Annotated in this window: 11 protein-coding genes; 9 read left to right on the top strand and 2 right to left on the bottom strand. The window is 45.1% G+C overall.

Annotated features, from left to right (window positions below):
* Positions 1 to 57: 57 nt before the first annotated feature.
* Positions 58 to 2,334 carry a methyl-accepting chemotaxis protein gene (locus tag ADM98_RS15450; RefSeq protein WP_053454253.1) on the bottom strand — a complete coding sequence of 759 codons (2,277 nt, stop codon included), beginning with the start codon at positions 2,332 to 2,334 and terminating at the stop codon, positions 58 to 60.
* A 172-nt stretch (positions 2,335 to 2,506) separates the two neighbouring features.
* Here ADM98_RS15450 and ADM98_RS15445 point away from each other — a divergent pair, with 172 nt between their 5' ends.
* Together ADM98_RS15445 and ADM98_RS15440 are read left to right on the top strand one after the other, a co-directional pair.
* Positions 2,507 to 2,929, top strand: a complete 423-nt coding sequence (locus ADM98_RS15445; RefSeq protein WP_023469329.1) for a CBS domain-containing protein — start codon at positions 2,507 to 2,509, stop codon at positions 2,927 to 2,929.
* Between the two features lie 136 nt (positions 2,930 to 3,065).
* A complete protein-coding gene (locus tag ADM98_RS15440) occupies positions 3,066 to 5,849 on the top strand; it encodes a putative bifunctional diguanylate cyclase/phosphodiesterase (RefSeq protein WP_053454252.1) in 2,784 nt (927 codons plus the stop codon).
* A 110-nt stretch (positions 5,850 to 5,959) separates the two neighbouring features.
* Here the strand turns inward: ADM98_RS15440 and ADM98_RS15435 are convergent, their stop codons facing one another.
* A complete protein-coding gene (locus ADM98_RS15435; RefSeq protein ID WP_053454251.1) occupies positions 5,960 to 7,666 on the bottom strand; it encodes a M3 family oligoendopeptidase in 1,707 nt (568 codons plus the stop codon).
* A gap of 175 nt (positions 7,667 to 7,841) precedes the next feature.
* Here ADM98_RS15435 and ADM98_RS15430 point away from each other — a divergent pair, with 175 nt between their 5' ends.
* From ADM98_RS15430 to ADM98_RS15400, 7 genes are all read left to right on the top strand, one after another.
* Positions 7,842 to 8,345, top strand: coding sequence for a PTS sugar transporter subunit IIA (locus tag ADM98_RS15430; protein ID WP_053454250.1), 504 nt, complete (start codon positions 7,842 to 7,844; stop codon positions 8,343 to 8,345).
* 159 nt (positions 8,346 to 8,504) lie between these two features.
* Positions 8,505 to 9,266, top strand: a complete 762-nt coding sequence (locus ADM98_RS15425) for an ABC transporter ATP-binding protein (RefSeq protein ID WP_053454249.1) — start codon at positions 8,505 to 8,507, stop codon at positions 9,264 to 9,266.
* The gene (locus ADM98_RS15420) at positions 9,253 to 11,166 is read left to right on the top strand and encodes an ABC transporter permease (protein ID WP_053454248.1); all 1,914 of its coding nucleotides are present in this window, start codon (positions 9,253 to 9,255) and stop codon (positions 11,164 to 11,166) included. The genes ADM98_RS15425 and ADM98_RS15420 overlap by 14 nt, the downstream gene beginning before the upstream one ends.
* A gap of 95 nt (positions 11,167 to 11,261) precedes the next feature.
* Entirely contained in the window at positions 11,262 to 11,948 is a 687-nt protein-coding gene (locus tag ADM98_RS15415) for a response regulator transcription factor (RefSeq protein ID WP_053454247.1), read from the top strand.
* On the top strand, positions 11,945 to 12,937 hold the full coding sequence (locus ADM98_RS15410; RefSeq protein WP_053454246.1) for a sensor histidine kinase: 993 nt from the start codon (positions 11,945 to 11,947) through the stop codon (positions 12,935 to 12,937). Before ADM98_RS15415 ends, ADM98_RS15410 begins: the two co-directional genes overlap by 4 nt.
* Positions 12,930 to 13,694, top strand: coding sequence for an ABC transporter ATP-binding protein (locus tag ADM98_RS15405; protein ID WP_053454245.1), 765 nt, complete (start codon positions 12,930 to 12,932; stop codon positions 13,692 to 13,694). Before ADM98_RS15410 ends, ADM98_RS15405 begins: the two co-directional genes overlap by 8 nt.
* Positions 13,660 to 15,591 (top strand): ABC transporter permease, encoded by a 1,932-nt coding sequence (locus ADM98_RS15400; RefSeq protein ID WP_053454244.1) that lies wholly within the window; start codon positions 13,660 to 13,662, stop codon positions 15,589 to 15,591. Before ADM98_RS15405 ends, ADM98_RS15400 begins: the two co-directional genes overlap by 35 nt.
* Positions 15,592 to 15,618: the final 27 nt, after the last annotated feature.

Here is a 15,618-nt window from a genome sequence, read left to right as displayed (position 1 = left end):
AGTCGAGTGGGAATGAAAAAATCCGAAGTCTTTCTTCAAGACTTCGGATCGATATGCTTAATGATTTGTAGAAGAATGTGACGTCTCGGTTGTGTTTTCTTCCGCTTGAGTTTCTTCTGCTTCAGGTAGATCATCGTTTTCTAGTACGTGCTCCGTCAATTCGGTGCTTGCGACTTCGTCATAAGCAGACTCCTCTGTAGGGAACATTTCAGCATCTGTGGATGTGATCTCTTCTTGTTCTTCAATAGAGTCTTCTGTAGAAACCGCTTCATCTAACTGGAAATCCAACGTAAGTGAGTGAAGATTACCGGCGATATGAGCTAAATGAACTGCTGCCGTTGTAACAGATTCAAGGGTCGCGTTTGTTTCTTGAATACTAGCCGTACTCGTTTCAAGACCAGCTGCGTTCTCTTCCGTTAAAGCAAGAATCGTTCCCATTGCGTCTGAGACTTCTTCCGTTGCGAGCGTCAGTGCCTCGATGTCACCCGTCAATGCTTCTGTTCGACTGGATACATGGTGTACGGATCCTGCGATTCGCTCGAAGTCATCTCCTGTCGTTTTGACAGATTCAAGAGAGACTTTTAAGTCACTCATGACGTGATGCATCGCGCTCATTGCTGTATGCGTCTCTTGCTGGATATTATCTAAGAGTTGCTTGATTTGTTTAGCAGACGCGTCACTTTCTTCAGCGAGTTTTCGAACTTCGCTTGCGACGACAGCAAATCCACGACCTTGTTCACCAACACGTGCGGCTTCGATTGCTGCATTGAGAGCAAGTAAATTCGTCTGACTAGAGATCGCTTGTAACGTTCCAAGAATTTTACCGATCTCATCAGATCGTTTACCTAAGAAATCAGAAGTATTTTCGATTTCTTTTTCAAGTGAATCGGAATGATTCAATAAGTCAGAAATTGTTTGCTTCGTAACATTACTGCCCCGTGTGGCAGCAGAAGCAACCGAAGCGACTTCTGAGAGAGTCGTAGAAGCAACTTGTTGCATCGCGGTTGATCGTTCTTTTACACCGTATACAGCGTGTGAAGAACGCTCAGCCTGTTTCGTCTGTGTTTCACCGGCAGCTGCAATTTCTTCCATTGTCTGCCCAATATGGCGTGAAGCATTCTGAACATGAGTAGCGTTAGTAGATAATTCTTCTGAGGCATCACGAACCGTCGTAGCAGATGTAGTCATCGCTAGAATCGTTTGTCGCAAACGAGCACGCATCGCGTCAAAATTCGTACTGAGATCCGTCAATTCATCTTTAATGAATCGTTTCGGACGATCTTGTGTTCGAAGATCCCCGGATGCGATTGCTAATGCTTCTCGGCGTAACATGGATAATGGTCGATTGATAGAACGTCCGATCAACCAAGCAATGAGTGTAGCAAGAGCAATAGCGATTACGAAATTCACTAAGGATTGACTCAACATCTCTTCTTTCGGCGCATACAAGGAAGCATAATCGAGTACAACTGCTAACTTAAATCCGGTTTTAGAAGAAGTTTGCCAAATGACGACTGATTTTTTTCCTTCCACATCCATGATTTTCGTTCCGGATTCTTGCTCAAGCATAGTGGTTGGAGACGAGAAATATGACTTCCCATTTTCTCGTAGTTGATTGATTTTTTTAAAGAAATAATTTCGATTGGGGTGAGTGACGATTTTTCCGTTTTGTGTATAGCTGAAAACGAACCCCTTTTGTCCAATTTCAATCCGTTTCATGTCTTCGGCAAGTCGATTGACGCTTTTATAGACGGATAACACACCTTTAATGTTCGCCTGACTATCCAGTGTCGCTTTAGAGAAACCAATGATCGATAGCTTTGTAGCGCTATCATAATGGGGCTCACTCATAACTGCGGTACTTGAATTTTCAAGTGCTTGTTTATACCAGGTTTCTTTTCGTGGATCGTATCCTGGTGTGACTTCTTGTTTCGGCCAGTTGAGATAGCCGCCTTTTGTATCAGCGTACTGAATGAATGAATTTTCGATTTTAGATGATCCATATTTCTCAAGAGTAGTATAGATATCTGTCGCTTTTTGAGAAGGAGCATCTGAGGCAGACGGTTGTTTTGTGGTATCTATGTAGTTCGGTAGGGTACCGTCTTCACGGTTAGAAGGGAGTCCGGCAAGAAGTGTCGTATCCTTTTTTGTATCATCAATGATACGGGAAAACGATTGTTCGAGTTGCTTTAAAGCAGTTTGGGACGTCGAGTCAACAAGTTGATCGACTGTTCGGCTCGTTTGGTTGTAAGAAAACCAAGTAGAGACACCAAGTGTAAGTGCGGGCAATAAAATAAGCCCGATGAACAGGCGACGGGTGATCGGGAGGCGCATATGAATTCTCCTATCTTAAATAGTCTTTAAAATCTGTCTATTCAGACTATCGGAAGGGTACCACTAAATATGAAGGAATTATGTAGAGATTTTCATCATTTGAGAAATGAATCCAGCGAAGCTTCGTGATAAAATGAAGAAGGTGTCACAGAGTGGCTAGGGAGGAACAGAAATGAACATTGCTTTTTTCTTACTACCAAAAGATGAGGTGAAATATCTAGATCCTGAGTCGACGGTCAGACAGGCATTAGAAAAGATGAAACATCATCGATTTACGTCCGTTCCACTCGTCGATAATAAAGGGAAATATGCAGGGACATTAACGGAAGGAGACGTCTTGTGGGCGCTTGAGGCTAATCTAGAGCATGCGGACTATGATCACGTCTTGCAAACACGGTTGACGGATATTAAACAACGCGTTCGTTATAAACCAGTCTCGATTACCGCGCAAATGGAAGAGATGATTGAAGTCATCACGGACCAAAACTTCGTTCCTGTCATCGATGATGGAAAGCACTTCATCGGAATCATTCGTCGTCGGGATATCATCGATTATTTCGCGAAAAAAGTAGCACGCGAAAATGTCAGTTACTAAAAAATATAAAACTAGTAAAGAAAGCACTTATTTTCACGGAATGTGAGAAGAAGTGCTTTTTATTGACTTAAATCGACTTCAACATACAGCAAAAAGAGACGATATAGAAGCATAATGACATTTTAGGGAGGACGATGTGTTGCGACGTTTATCACCAGTCTTCATCGAAGAAGCTTTTCGAAGACGATCCTACTATAAAACGTTCTCGTGGATGATTGCAGTCATCGGTCTACTTGCGATTATCGTTGCGTTACACCAATTGAACAAAACACTCGAAGAAGGAAAACGTTTCGAAGAGGCAGCAAAAGCGATTGACATCGTGATTCCAGCAAATCATGCGACTCAAGATTTAACTTCTTATTATCTGGCTTTCTTAGAAAAAAAGGTTGAGGAACCACAAGTAACAAAACAAGCAGAAACTTCCCTCTTCCATTTATATGAACAACTAAAGGAAGAACCAGTGACTGGACCAGCACGTAAAGAGTTGCTGGAAGAAATCACGAAATTAGAGCGTCAAGGATATGATTCCAATCATCGCTTTTTCACGGTCTCTACGAACTTTAAAAGTGAAGTGATTTTTAATCAACTTGTCTTAAGTAAAGAGACCGGTTCATATTATGATGTGTTCTCGCATCTTATCATGATGGAAGAGCAACTTGGAAAATCGGCACAGATTCTACGAGAAGCACGTCGGGACAACGAAATCAGTTCAATTGATCGCTTACGCATCCAACAAATGCGGATCGACTTGCCAATACGCCAACAATCGCTCATGAATGCCTTATATGGTGTAGTTTCGTTAAAAGACGACGCAGGGCGACAGGAAATTGCCAACATGAGAAGTCAGATGCGAAATTACACAGAAACGCTAGATGAATTGCTGAGTACATCAAATGATAAAAATTATGCAAAATTAGCTGAGCAGTCTAAACAGTATGAAACAAGTATGTATAAGATATACAATCAAAAATTAAAACAAGTACAACAAGAAATGGAGCAACGAGGATCGCAAATCATTCAAAATGCTTGGTTGCTATTTGCAACAATCATTCTTGTCATTACGGCATTATTAATACTTAATTGGTTATTATTACGTGCTTTTCGAAAAGATATTTCCTTACTACAAAACGAAGCGAATACGTTTGCTGAGGATCGGCGACAATCTGGGTACCATGTACATGAAAGAAACGATTTCAAGCCGGTTGTTCAAGCCTTTCGAACGATGACAGCCATCATCGCTGGGCTACTCGATCATAGTGATGCGAAAACAAAAGAGATCAAGCAGAAGAAAGCCGAAATCGAATCACTCTTTTCTCAAAATACAGATCCGATTCTTGCTTTATCATCGGATTATACGATTTTAAGTGGAAATGATCGTTTTCGACAGTTAACGCATGCAACATCGGATTGGACGATTGAAGAATTGGTACATCCGGCTGATTTGAATCGAATGCGGCGAGCGCTGCAGCAGGCAATCGAAGGAAACAGTCAGACGATCCGCTGTAAAATGTTATTTGATGAAGATATTTTAAATATGTTCGTCAACATCATTCACGTTCCGAACAAAGAAGATGAAACAGGTGTTGCCTTGTATCTGTCTTGTCATGATGAGACGGATCAGTTTCGACGAGAAGAACGCATTACACAACTCGCGCTTTTTGATATGTTGACAGGGTTACTGAATCGAAATGGTTTTGAACAAAAAATGACAGATGCACTAAAGGCACCACAACCAGGTGAGCTTGTTACCATCAGCATTCGCCAATTCCGCCGAATCAATGATATCTACGGTCATGGGGCAGGAGATCAGATTTTGAAGGATCTCGCGAATCGACTCAAACATCACTTCATCGGAACCGGACAAGCGGCACGGATTGGAGGAGATGAATTCGCTGTGTTAGTCGCGCAGCAGGATATCGTTGATTACCAGCAATTGAAGCAAGTCATCGAACATGTTTATGAAATCAATGGAGAATTCGTGAATGTCAGCATCAGTATGAGTATGGTTCGTTATCCGGACGATGCGATAGCTGTCACCTCTTTATTATCCTCTGTCGATATCGCGATGCAACATGCGAAACAACAGACGGAAGGTGGACCAGTCTGGTTCGAACCGTGGATGAGTGCTGAATATCTAGAATCAGTCGTTCTCGAAGGGGAATTACGAGACGCAATTGAAAAAAATGAATTGCAACTGTTCTATCAGCCACAAATTAATCTTGCAACAGGAAAAGTAGACGGTTGTGAAGCACTCTTACGTTGGTTCCATCCAGAACGTGGGATGATTAGTCCGGCGATTTTCATTCCGATTGCTGAGCGATCGATGTTGATTGAAGAAATCGGTATGTGGGTCGTTGCCGAAACGGTTCGGCAAGTCGAGGAGTGGAAGGAAACGGAGCTTGAGGTACTTCGCGTCTCAGCGAACTTATCTGTAAAAGAGCTCGTCTCTGGCCGGATTGTCGATTACCTGACTGGTATTCGAGAAATTCATCCTGGGATTGAAGAACGGATGGAGCTCGAGATTACGGAATCGTTCGGTGTCTTTTCGGACACGCGTGTGTTTGATGCCTTACAAACACTACATCAAATGGGTTATCGCCTTGCTATTGATGATTTTGGTACAGGATATTCCTCCTTGTCCTATTTGAGTCGATTGCCAATTCAACGACTTAAAATTGATCGCTCGTTCATCAGTGGTCCAGATGCGTGTTCGAACGCACCGCTGATTGAGACGATCATCAAACTGGCACATACGTTAAAATATGATGTCGTCGCGGAAGGAATCGAGGAGATCGAACAAGCGGATCATTTACGCATGCTTGACTGTGAATATGCCCAAGGTTTTTATTATTCGAGACCAATTCCTGCAGACGAGTTTCGCATCTGGTACGGAAAGTATCATGAAGCGCTTCAGTCTTAATGAAAGAATCCCTGTAGCCAATTTACGCTACGGGGATTCTTTTTTCGTGAAAACAAAAAAACGCCACTGAAGTAAAGGGATGTCCTTACTTCAGTGACGTCATCGAGCGATTAGACACGGTCGAGTACGAGGTCGTCGGCTTGTTCAAGATACGCTTTAACCGGTGCAACCGCTGCTTCGACTGTTCCGGGTGCGAACGGAGATTTTAATCCAGCGCGTTCGACGAGTGCGAGGAAACTCTCTGATCCACCAGCACGACAAAGTTCGAGATATGACTTCCACGCCGCTTCCCGGTCTTGTTCCATCCAGGCATAGAACTGGAAAGCACAGACTTGAGCGAGCGTGTAATCGATGTAGTAGAACGGACTGCCGAAGACGTGTCCTTGCTGATGCCACCATGCGCCAGAATCGAGGTAATCGTTCGCTTCGTAATCACGATGTGGCAAGTATTTCTTCTCGATCGTCCGCCATGCCTGACGACGTTCCGCTGGTGTCAGTTCAGGTTGGTTATAGATGACATGTTGGAACTCATCAATCGCAACGCCGTATGGTAGGAATGTGACGCTACCCGCGAGGTGATTGAACTTGTATTTCGCTGTCTCTTCGCCGAAGAATTCCTCCATCCACGGATAAGCGAAGAACTCCATTGACATCGAGTGGATCTCACACGCTTCATACGTCGGGAAAGCACTCTCTGGAGCAGTCAGGTGACGGCTCTCATAGACTTGGAACGCATGTCCGACTTCGTGCGTCAAGACATCGATGTCGCCAGCTGTCCCGTTGAAGTTCGAGAAGATGAACGGGAGTTTTTCGTCTGCGATGTAAGTACAATATCCACCGCCGGCTTTACCAGGCTTCGCCGTTAAATCAAGTGCTTCCCGGTCGAGCATATAGTTAAAGAACTCGTTCGTCTCTGGTGACATCTCGGCGTACATCTTCTTGCCGCCTTCGATGATGAACGACTCTTCCCCTTTAGGTGTTGCGTTACCAGACTTGAAGGCAAATCCTTCATCGTAGTAATACAAGTGATCGACGCCAATGCGTCGTTGTTGCCGCTCTTTGAGCTCTGTTGCGAGAGGAACGATCGTTTCACGAATCTGTTCGCGGTATTGTTCGACCATCGATTGATTGTAATCGACGCGGAGCATCCGTGCGTATCCGAGCTCAACGAACGACGGGAAACCAAGTGTTTTCGCAATCTCTGTACGGATACGGACGAGTTTATCGTAGATCGTATCAATGGTTTCACCATGTTCGTTTAAGTAACCGTAGCGTGCTTCAGAAGCTGCTTTACGGACGTTGCGGTCTGGTGATTGAAGGTAGGGACCGAACTGCGATAAGTTCAACGTCTTACCATCAAACTCGATTTGAGCGGAAGACATCAGTTTCGTATATTCACTTGATAGACGGTTCTCTTCTTGAAGCTTCGGAATGATCTCTTCCGAGAACGTCTTCAAGCTTGCTTCAGCAATCAAGAATAACTGTTTGCCGTGCGTCTGTTCGAGTTCACTGCGGAGTGGATGTGTCGTTAATGCCTGATAATAACTTGAGACATATCCTTGATAAATTGCGCTCGCTTCATCGAAGAACCCTTGCTCCGTTTCATAGAACGTATCGCGTGTATCGATCGTATGACGGATCTCGACGAGCTGGCTTGCCGTTTCAAATTGGTTTCTGAGGGTATTAATCTCAGTGATGGCTGCGTTTGCTTCATCTACCTGTGTGGCTTCCGTTAATCGAGCGATTGCTTGATTCATGGACGTTTCAAGTAAGGCAAGATCAGGGCGGACATATGTAATTTCTGAAAATGGTAACATGTAAGCGCCTCCTTTTGATTTCTAACTATTATCACACAAAAATACTTGCAAAACCAGAGGGACAAACGTATGCTTTTTGTGAGAACGTGAGCGAGCTGTCTAACAGCTTACTCCTATAAAAAATCGAAACTTCCACTTGGAAGAATAACGATCGAGAAAGTAGAGGGATAGTATCATGGGATTCTTAAAAAAATTGTTTGGTGGTAACGACGCAGGAAACGCGAAAATCGCTTCTGCACTTACAGGTAAAATCGTCAACATCGAGAACGTACCCGATCAAGTTTTCTCTCAAAAAATGATGGGCGACGGTGTCGCGATCGAACCAACAGAAGGTAAAGTCGTCTCGCCAATCAACGCGACGGTCGAAACGATCTTCCCAACAAAACATGCAATCGGTTTAAAAGGTGAAGATGGTCTTGAACTGTTGATTCACGTTGGTCTTGACACAGTCAACCTCAAAGGCGAAGGCTTCACAGCTCACGTCCAGTCAGGTGATAAAGTCAAAGCAGGAGATGTCCTCGTCGAGTTCGATCTTGACTACATCCGTACGAACGCACCATCGACGATCACACCGATCATCGTAACGAACCACGATCAATTCACGCTTTCAGCTGTACCAGCTGAAGGAACTTCTGTTGTTGCAGGAGACACAGAGCTCTTCAAAGCAACACATAAATAAGATACGACTAGTCTCCATCCCTTTCGGATGGAGGCTTTTTTTTGTTGTCTCCTCCCTTGTCTTACCGTTTTGTAAGAGAAGTGAAAGTAAAGTCCATTTTGAGAAACGAGCACTCGTACTAGACTGAGTGTAACGAATCAAACACAGGAGGCATTACAAATGAAAGCAATCTTACAAGCAAATCAAATCTCAAAAACCTATCAAACGAAAACAGCGCGGCATGAAGCGTTACGTCCGACGACGCTCAGTGTCCATGAAGGAGAGTTCGTCAGCATCATGGGACCGTCTGGTGCTGGGAAATCGACGTTACTCAACTTACTATCGACGATCGATCAGCCGACAGACGGATCGATTTTAATCAATGGGGCAGACGTGACGGCGATGAAGGAAAAACAATTGGCACGTTTCCGCCGGGAACAACTTGGCTTCATCTTCCAGGACTTCAATTTACTCGATACGATGACGGTCCGAGAGAATATCGCATTACCCTTATCACTCGCGAACGTCGATAAAAAAATGATTCTCGAGCGAGTGGAGCGTGTCGCGCGTCAGCTAGGTATTAACGACTTACTCGATAAACGTCCTGTCGAACTATCAGGCGGACAAAAACAACGGACGGCGGCTGCTCGAGCCATCATCCACGATCCGTCACTCATTTTAGCGGATGAACCGACCGGTGCGCTCGACTCGAAATCGGCGACAGGATTACTTGAGGCGATGCAGGCACTCAACGACGAAGGCGCAACGATTTTGATGGTAACGCATGATCCAATGACAGCATCGTACGCAGAACGCATTTTGTTCGTCAAAGACGGGGAGCTGTTCAAGGAAGTCCATCGTTTCGGTTCACAGAAAGAGTTTTTCGAACAGATCATGGAAGTCCAACGCGAACTCGGAGGTGCCGTCCGTGAGCTTGTCTAAACTAGCGTTTCAAAATCTAAAGAACATTCGCCAAAACGTGATGTACCTCGGTGCAGTCACATTCGCGATTCTGATTTATTATACGTTCCTTGCGATTCGATCAAATGAAGCAATGCTTCAGGCGAACGAAATGTACGGAAAATTAGGAACGGTCTTTACAGGATCAAGCATCATCTTAGCGCTCTTCTCAGCTATCTTCATCTGGTATTCGAGTGACTTTTTCTTACGTCGCCGTAAGAAAGAAATTGGACTCTATGCGTTGCTCGGTCTAGAACGAGGACAGATTGCACGCTTAATTTTCCTTGAAACGATGGGGTATGGTCTGATTGGTCTGATTCTCGGAATCGCAATCGGGACGGTTGCTTCAAAATATTTCGTTCAGTTGCTGGCTTCTGTCATGGTGATGCAAGTTGACGCGACGTTTACGATCAGTTTTGCTTCCGTTGGTCAGACGATTGGCGTCTTCTTGTTGATTTTCCTAATCATCGCCTTACGTTCAGCACGGACGATTTATCGTTTTACATTGATTGAACTGTTTAAGGCAGAGCAACAAGCAGAATCACTCCCGAAAGTGCATCCGATTCTTGCGGTGCTATCCGTTGGATTGATCGGCGTCGGATACTATTTGACAGGGCAACCATTGATGGATCACTTCACGATCGTTGCACCGATCTTGATGCTCTGTGTCATTCTCGGAACATTTGGGACGATGAGTTACTTCACGATTTTCTTATTACGTCTCTTAAGTAATCAAGCACGACATTTCAAAGGAACGAACTTAATTTTACATGGGCAACTCTTGTCACGGATCAAATCGAATGCCGTCATGCTGTCAACGATCACAGTCATTACCGCTGTGACACTGACGACAGTTGGCACGGCGACGTCGATCTATTACTTCATCGATCAGACTGTTGAGGAACAAATGCCATATAGTCTGTCGATTGCGAGTAAACAAGCAGAAGCGGAAAAGCTGATTGCCAAGTCCGACCAAAAGATTGAAAGTCGGACGATGGTCAACGTCAAGAACGTCGATCAACAGATGGAACTTCCGAATCCGCTGATGTTTACACGCTATTATCAGACGTATGCCTATGAAGATCAGCCAGGACAATTTAGCTACGTCAATTACTCGGATTACGTGAAGCTCGCAAAAGCCAATGGGAAATCAGTCATCGCAGAGCCAAAACAAGGCGAAGCGATCGTCCTTGAGACATTCAAAGGAAATGACTTATTGAAGATGAAAGTCAAATCACCGATTGGTGTCGAAATCAAGGATGTACATGAGTCCTTTCGCATCACCGCTGCGACGAATTTACCGATCGCTCAACTTTATGAGAAACAGCGGCTTGCCTTCGTCGTGAACGATGATGCCTTTGCGAAGATGCCGGAAAAAGGCTTTACGCTGACGAATTATCAGTTCTCGGACGAACGTCATGACGATGGGCTGATGAAACAGTTGACGCAACTTTATGGAAAACAAGCGGACACGGAGATGGCAGCATACTATCCTGTCTATGCAATGACGACAGCGACGACTGGCTTACTCGCGTTCGCTGCCGGATTCCTTGGTCTTGTCTTCTTGCTTGCAACCGGTTCAATCATCTACTTCAAGATGCTCGCAGAAGCGGAAGAATCGAAACAACGGTTTGCAATCATCCAGAAAATCGGTGTGGATGAGAAGGAACAGACCGGTATCATCCGTCGTCTCGTTGGCTTCGTCTTCTCTTTACCGTACGTCCTCGGACTCGTTCATAGTGTAGTTGCGATGCAAGTCTTGCAGAAACTGTTGAACTACAATATCGTCCGTCCGACGTTGCTTGCGATCATCTGTTATACGATCGTCTATTTCATCTATTACATCGTGACTGTTCGCGCGTACCGCCGTATCGTCACGTAACCAACTAGATACTTCAAAGAAACTGGAAACGGAATAATCGTTTCCAGTCCTTTTTGAGTTCGTTATGATAAGGAGAGAAGGAGTTGACATGAACGATGCATACGATTTTATTAGTCGAAGATGATATGAAGATTGCTACATTATTGAAGGAACTGCTTGAACGTTACGATTTTAGAGTAGTCGTTGAAGATGGACGAGGGGACGTCGTGGCGACGTATGAGGAGGCGAATCCAGACGTCATTCTACTAGACGTCAACTTACCGAAGTTTGACGGCTTCTATTGGTGCCGACAATTGCGGATGAAGACACGAGCACCCATTCTGTTCATCTCGGCACGGGTCGGGGAAATGGATCAAGTTATGGCGCTCGAATATGGTGCCGATGACTATATTGTCAAACCGTTCCAAGGTGCAGTCGTCATTGCGAAAATTAAAAGTCAGATTCGCCGGGCATATGGTACCTTATCGAATGAAACGGATGAACGGACGGTGACGAAAGAGGGTGTCACGCTGTACTTAGACCGTTATATCGTCGAGTATGGAGAACAATCGATCGAACTGTCGAAAAAAGAAGGATTGATTCTTGAGATGTTGTTGACGGCAAGTCCACGGATCGTCAGTCGGGGAGATTTACTCGAACGAATTTGGGATGACGAGGCATTCGTCGATGAGAATACATTGAACGTCAATATCACGCGCGTCCGCAAACGACTCGCTGAGATTGGTGTCGGGGGTCTCGAGACCGTTCGGGGTGTCGGCTACAAACTGGTTCTTGAGCAATGAAGCTCTTTTTACGGCACGCGATACCAGGCATCATCTTCTTTACCGGACAGATGCTGATTTTATATGCCGTCTTATGGCTCTATGATCTGTATCGTCCGGCAGCCTTCTTCTATATCGTGCTCTTGAACAGTATCGGTCTGTTGATTTATCTCAGTTATCGTTTCTTCAGCATGCTACCGCTGCTTCGACGAATGCAACAGCCTGTTCAGTCGGTTGCAGAACCGATTCGCAGTGATAGCGAAGAACCGATTTCCGTTGCCGTTGAACAATTTTTAGAGCGACAACAGACACTGTTCCGGAACAGTTTGTTCGCTGAGCGCCGCAAGGAAAAGGAGCGGCATCGGTATGTGGATCAATGGATTCATCAGATGAAGACGCCCTTATCCGTCATCGAGCTGATCCTCGAACATCCTGGGGAGAACTATCAAGCGGATTTACGGCAAGAGGTCGATCGGTTGCGCAGTGGACTCGATCAGATGCTCTATTCGTCGCGTTTAGAAGCAATCGAGACGGACTTGAAGGCAGAGCAATTGTCATTAAAGCCGCTCATCACGAGCATCATCAATCAGGAAAAGCGATTGTTCGTTAAAAATCAGGTCTTTCCGAAACTCGACATCGCAGAGGATGTGTATGTCTATACGGATGCAAAGTGGTTTCGTTTCCTCGTCTTACAACTCGTGACGAACGCGATTAAGTATACGACGGGACACGGACGAGAAGTCGTCCTGACAGCAGAAGAGATAAAAGGACAAGTCGTTCTTTCGATTCGGGATGACGGCGTCGGTATCCCTAAACGAGACGTACCACGCGTTTTCAATGCGTTCTTTACTGGTGAGAACGGACGACGTTACGGCGAATCGACCGGGATGGGATTGTATTTCGTACAGCAAGTCTGCTTGAAGCTTGGGCACGAGATTGAACTTGAAAGTGAGGAAGGTGTCGGCACGACATGCCGGATTCGATTAGTAGGAGGTCGCACACATGATTGAGGTCAAACAATTGGGGAAGGTGTATCCCGGAAAGGTGACGGAGCAACCGCTGACGGATGTGAATTTTCGAGTCGAAGAAGGCGAGATGGTCGCGGTCATGGGTCCATCCGGTAGTGGCAAATCGACACTAATCAACTTGCTTGCGACACTTGATGAGCCAAGCTGGGGATCGATTCTGATTGATGGTGTCGATACGGCGACATTCAAGCGAAAAGAGATGACGCGTTTTCGACGCGAGACGCTTGGGATCATCTTTCAGGAATTTAATTTACTCGACTCCTTGACGCTTGGTGAGAATATGCTTGTTCCATTGATGTTGTCTGGGAAGAAAGCAAAACTTGCACGCGAAGAGATGGAGGAATTGGCACGGCGCTTACAAATTGATGATCTGCTCGATAAGCAGGTCGATGAAGTCAGTGGCGGACAACGACAACGGACGGCGATCGGTCGCGCCTTGATTCATACACCTCGTCTGATGCTCGCAGATGAACCGACGGGAGCGCTTGATTTCCAAGCGACGAAACATGTCATGGATGTGTTAGCTGAGCTAAACGCGACGGGGATGACGATGGTGATCGTGACGCATGATCCGCAAGTCGCCTCGTATTGTAATCATGTCCTATTCTTAAAAGACGGTAGTGTGCAAACCGAGTTATTCCGCGATGAGCCACGTCGTGTCTTTTTCCAACGCGTCATTGAATCACTATCGCTGTTAGGAGGGGATGAGCATCAATTATCTGCAATACGCCCTACGTAACATCCGACGCTACCAGCGATTGTACTATGGGTATGCTTTGACGATTATTATCGCGATGACGATCGTCACGAGTTATTGGAACTTGTTGACGAACGGATCGTTTCAAAACGTTGCGAAGATACTCAGTCAATTGAACCAAGTCATCGAGATGACGATATTATTCGTATTCATCGCGGAACTGATCATCTTATTCTTTAGTATCCTGTTCATCTACTCGACGACGTATACGATGCTTGAGCATCGCAAGAATGATCTCCGGACGATGCGGACACTCGGTAGTGGATTGTCACACTTCCTGAAATATTTTTTAATTGAGGTCTTGATCGTTGGTGGTCTAGCCATCACAGCGGGGATGGTACTTGGAAATGTCTTGACGAAGATGTTGTTATTATCTGTTGTCAAAATCATGTTCTTGCCGCCGATCGAGTTTGAACTATCGTTTTATGCGATTCTCGCCTTGATTGGTGGAGCCTTCCTTGTTTTACTGATTGCCACCGTTCTGGCCATCTACCGCTTTCGTCCAGATCGACCAGTCCGTTCGCGTTCGCTTTTTCGAAGAAGGATTTGGATTTTGACACAAGTCGCCGCTTTACTGCTTTTGATTTACGGATATGTCCTTGCGTTCGTTCGAACGTATGGATTTTATATGTTTTTCCCGCTCGTCATCTTCATCGGCTCTTTCTTTATCTGTCGATATATCTTGCCATGGTTAATTAAATTGTATCGCCCGTGCCGGTTGTCACTTCGAAAGCTAATTGTTTCGGAGATTGCGAATCAGTTACAGACGAATAGTACATTGATTGCCCTTGGAACGATTTTGACATCGTGTGCGTTAACAGCTGTCGGACTCGTTTTCTTATTTCAATTAATCGGACTCGACTTGTCGTCCCAAAATCAGTTTGGTCTTGTCTATTATGAAGAATCGGCGCAGCCGACGAAACGACTGAAGGACATCAAACAGACGATGACGGAATCTTTTCCGAATCGCTATCAGCAGGATATTGAAGTGAAGGCGGAAAAGACACGTATCTTTTTGCCAATCTCTGCTTACAATAAAATGATGCGTCAGCTACAACTACAGGAACGAACGGTCAAGGGACGACAGAGTTTCTTCGTTCCGGCACGTCCGGTACAACTCGAAGAGAAAACACCGACGATGAAAAAGGCAGAACAGGCAATGAAACAAGATGATTTTGAACTGCTACCGCCGGCTTCCCATGATTTAGTATTCGGCTACAACTATCAGATCGAGACAATATTCGTCGTCAGTGATGCCGCTTTTCAAACACTCAAACAACCTGTTCGTCAAATCGTCGTATTCGATACACCAGCCTATCACGATTATGGAACGAAAGATTGGAAACAATGGATGAAGATCGTCCGAAACATCCAATCAGCAGCAAAGCTGGATGAGAAGCAGCCAGTTCCGTATCAGCTGATCAATGAGACGGAAGATGAAATTGATGGCATTCGAATCGTACGCCTCGTCACGTTTGTTGTCATTCTCCTCACCATCTGGTTGTTCGTCATCAATGCGAGTTTTTTGCATGTGTGGATGCAAATGACAGCGGAACAAGAACAAAAACGAATGAAGACATTATTCGCACTAGGATTTGGTTCCAGTAACATCCGCCGCTACTTATTAATGAAGTATGGGGCTGTCTTGCTCATTCCGTATCTGATTTCCGTCTTTCATGCCTTTTTGCTATTCCAAGTCGTCGTGACACAAGCCGGACTAGAGATGGAACCTTTTCTTAATCTTGCCGTTTTTTGGATCAGTATCGTTACCTTCGGATACTTTTTGAGTGTCTTACCAATTTGGCTACGCTACCCGCGCCATCTCTTCCGGAAATCATCCGAAAGTTCGATGTATCCAACACCGAATTCAAGGGTATGATGATACCATAGGAACAAGGGAGGGAAA

The organism is Exiguobacterium sp. BMC-KP, assembly GCF_001275385.1.
Classification (GTDB): Bacteria; Bacillota; Bacilli; order Exiguobacteriales; family Exiguobacteriaceae; genus Exiguobacterium_A.
The sequence above is the reverse complement of the archived record's forward strand: the minus strand, read 5'-3'. Positions and strand labels throughout refer to the sequence as shown.

What these genes read in the sequence shown, in the direction of transcription:
- ADM98_RS15450 (WP_053454253.1), bottom strand. Translation starts at nt 2,334, where the DNA reads ATGCGCCTCCCGATCACCCGTCGCCTGTTCATCGGGCTTATTTTATTG.
- ADM98_RS15445 (WP_023469329.1), top strand. Translation starts at nt 2,507, where the DNA reads ATGAACATTGCTTTTTTCTTACTACCAAAAGATGAGGTGAAATATCTA.
- ADM98_RS15435 (WP_053454251.1), bottom strand. Translation starts at nt 7,666, where the DNA reads ATGTTACCATTTTCAGAAATTACATATGTCCGCCCTGATCTTGCCTTA.
- ADM98_RS15430 (WP_053454250.1), top strand. Translation starts at nt 7,842, where the DNA reads ATGGGATTCTTAAAAAAATTGTTTGGTGGTAACGACGCAGGAAACGCG.
- ADM98_RS15425 (WP_053454249.1), top strand. Translation starts at nt 8,505, where the DNA reads ATGAAAGCAATCTTACAAGCAAATCAAATCTCAAAAACCTATCAAACG.
- ADM98_RS15415 (WP_053454247.1), top strand. Translation starts at nt 11,262, where the DNA reads ATGCATACGATTTTATTAGTCGAAGATGATATGAAGATTGCTACATTA.
- ADM98_RS15410 (WP_053454246.1), top strand. Translation starts at nt 11,945, where the DNA reads ATGAAGCTCTTTTTACGGCACGCGATACCAGGCATCATCTTCTTTACC.
- ADM98_RS15405 (WP_053454245.1), top strand. Translation starts at nt 12,930, where the DNA reads ATGATTGAGGTCAAACAATTGGGGAAGGTGTATCCCGGAAAGGTGACG.
- ADM98_RS15400 (WP_053454244.1), top strand. Translation starts at nt 13,660, where the DNA reads ATGAGCATCAATTATCTGCAATACGCCCTACGTAACATCCGACGCTAC.